This is a genomic window from Clostridia bacterium (assembly GCA_036562685.1).
Classification (GTDB): Bacteria; Bacillota; Clostridia; order Christensenellales; family DUVY01; genus DUVY01.
Genome location: DATCJR010000201.1, coordinates 1 through 2,393, shown reverse-complemented (window position 1 = coordinate 2,393; position 2,393 = coordinate 1). Strand labels below are relative to the sequence as shown.

The 2,393-nt window shown below is 33.6% G+C and carries 4 protein-coding genes; 2 read left to right on the top strand and 2 right to left on the bottom strand.

Annotation, left to right across the window (positions count from 1 at the left end; genetic code table 11):
- Both VIL26_08685 and VIL26_08680 read left to right on the top strand, forming a co-directional pair.
- The coding region (locus VIL26_08685; GenBank protein ID HEY8391001.1) for a hypothetical protein at positions 1-603 on the top strand (603 nt) is incomplete at its 5' end.
- Between the two features lie 115 nt (positions 604-718).
- Entirely contained in the window at positions 719-1,432 is a 714-nt protein-coding gene (locus VIL26_08680; GenBank protein HEY8391000.1) for a zinc metallopeptidase, read from the top strand.
- Positions 1,433-1,470: 38 nt separating this feature from the next.
- On the opposite strand, the gene VIL26_08675 is transcribed toward VIL26_08680, so the two are convergent.
- On the bottom strand, positions 1,471-1,875 hold the full coding sequence (locus VIL26_08675; GenBank protein ID HEY8390999.1) for a hypothetical protein: 405 nt from the start codon (positions 1,873-1,875) through the stop codon (positions 1,471-1,473).
- Positions 1,876-1,898: 23 nt separating this feature from the next.
- Positions 1,899-2,393: putative ABC transporter permease (locus VIL26_08670; protein HEY8390998.1), on the bottom strand; the 495-nt coding region annotated here is incomplete at its 5' end.

Below are 2,393 nucleotides of genomic sequence, written 5' to 3'. Positions count from 1 at the left end.
TTTTATCACACTCTGCCGCAAAATTTAACTAATATTAACTTAAAAGCAGAAATTTTAAATAATGAGTTGGTTGCTTGCGTAACAGCAGAAGAAAATATAGATCAATATAAAATATTATATCTTTTGATTATAAAAGGCACTTTAGGCAAATATCTAGTCAAGTTAGATGGCTTTTGGGATAAAATAACCCAAGAGGGCAAAAAGATTATAACTTTAAAATTAAAGGGTGATATCGCTTGTCGAGGACTTAAAACTGTTTATGACGGTCAAACTTTTGAAAAGACTGAAGAATATTATGTTTACTGCAAGGGTGAACCAGTAAGAACGACAGATACTCGGCTTATGCCTATTGCTGTGTTTGAGGCTGTAAAATGCAAGGATTTTCAAGAAGCAAAATATTATCTAACAGAATCTTTGAACGAAATTTTGACAGCCGAAAAATTGGAGGACTTCTTTGGAGAATATGAAGAAATTTTCCCAAATCACTATTATTCTCAATATCCGCATAGCTTTTTGTTAATAGATCGAAACAATAAGGCAACTCTTATCAACACCGTATATAAAAACAATAAGATAGATAATTTTGTTGAAATAGAATTCTAAGTTTTTGAGTCTATAAAATAAACAAAATGTTAACATACTGTAAAAAAAACTGATTGAATATATTTTTTGGCATATGATATAATTGCTTTTGACATAATAAAAAAGAGGTGAGAAAATGCTACTGTATTATATTACGGGCATTATATTAATCCCTGGCATTCTTTTAGCAACATATGCACAAGCTAAAGTCTCTTCGGCATACTCTCAATATTCTAAGGTTTATTCTAAATCAGGTATAACCGCTTATGAAATGACAAGAGGTGTGCTTTCTCGTGCGGGACTTAATCATATACAAATAAGACGTGTAAACGGCAGGCTTACAGATTTTTACGACCATCAAAACGGCGTGATAGGCTTGTCCCAAGGCGTTTTTGATTCATCAAGCATTGCGGCTTTGGGTATCGCGGCTCACGAAGTTGGACATGCATTACAATACGCAGATAACTATGCTCCAATAAAAATAAGAAACTTCCTTGTTCCTGTAGTTAATTTTACTTCAAGGCTTATGTGGCCGCTTGTGATAATTGGAATCATTTTTGGATTGGCTGTTCCCGGAACAATGATTGGCGACATAGTAATTTATGCTGGCTTGGTCTTTTATGGCTCTTCAATCTTAATTAGTCTTGTTACTTTGCCTACTGAATTAAATGCTTCTAGAAGAGCGACGGCATTGTTGACAGAAAGCGGTATATTAAGTGTAAGTGAAGCCAAAGGTGCAAAAGAAGTTTTGAATGCCGCTGCATGGACATATATAGCTTCACTGGTTACAGCACTGCTATCAATGCTAAGATTTTTAGCTATAATTTTCATGTCTAGGGATAGAAAGTAAAAAAAATAAAACAGCCGGTATTAAAACCGGCTGTTTTCTTATTCATTGTTTAATTTATCTTCCAGTTCTTTTATTCTGGATTCTAATTGTTCTATCTTAACCTTGTGATAAGAGATCATTGCAGCCATAGAAATAGTATCTATAAAACCATATTTCTCAACTCTTTGTTTGTATCTTTCATAATTATATACTCTATCTTTTGGTATCAACCAATAACATAACAATCCTGCCAAACAAAAGCCTAATCCAATAGGCAAAAATATAAGACCTATTTGAATGCCTTTATCTATTACATTAAACCCCAAAAGAAAGGCGCCGATAATAGCAAAGATTATTCCTATAAAACCGAAAATAACAAGAAGTATCAATCTGGTCATATTGACTTGCTTATTCATTATATTATGAAATTCTTGTTCTTCTGAAACAATTTTTTTGTCTTCCATATTAACTTCCTTTATTTAAAATATTATGATTTTTCTTCTTCAGGCTTTTTATCAGGGAAAATCTCATAGATGTATTCATCTGGATAGTTCTTGTCTATCCATTCTCCCACCATTGTAACAGGCTCGTTGCCTTTCAGTCTTTCGCCTTGTCTTAGAAAGACTGCTCCAGTCAATGCCATATCAAAAGCCAAAAACACCGCTAATGCATTAAAAACCATTTTGCCCTGCAAAGGCGGAATTTTTTCTATCACTTTAGAAACCAAAGGATAAACTATGCGTTCTAAAAACAATCCCAAAGCTCCCCAAATAAACATATGAGGAATACTTGTTCCTGCAGTTTTGCCTCGAGTTGCTATCGACGGTATGTATAAAAACACATATGTGTAATCCCATGAAACATTGCCTGTAAAAATATATTCAAGCTCATGGAGCAAATATTCAAAAAAAGCCGCAACCACACCGCCTAAAAGAAAAGAAACATACCATTTGCGCTTTTTTCTAACAAGCAATACAATCAA

What these genes read in the sequence shown, in the direction of transcription:
- VIL26_08680 (HEY8391000.1), top strand. Translation starts at nt 719, where the DNA reads ATGCTACTGTATTATATTACGGGCATTATATTAATCCCTGGCATTCTT.
- VIL26_08675 (HEY8390999.1), bottom strand. Translation starts at nt 1,875, where the DNA reads ATGGAAGACAAAAAAATTGTTTCAGAAGAACAAGAATTTCATAATATA.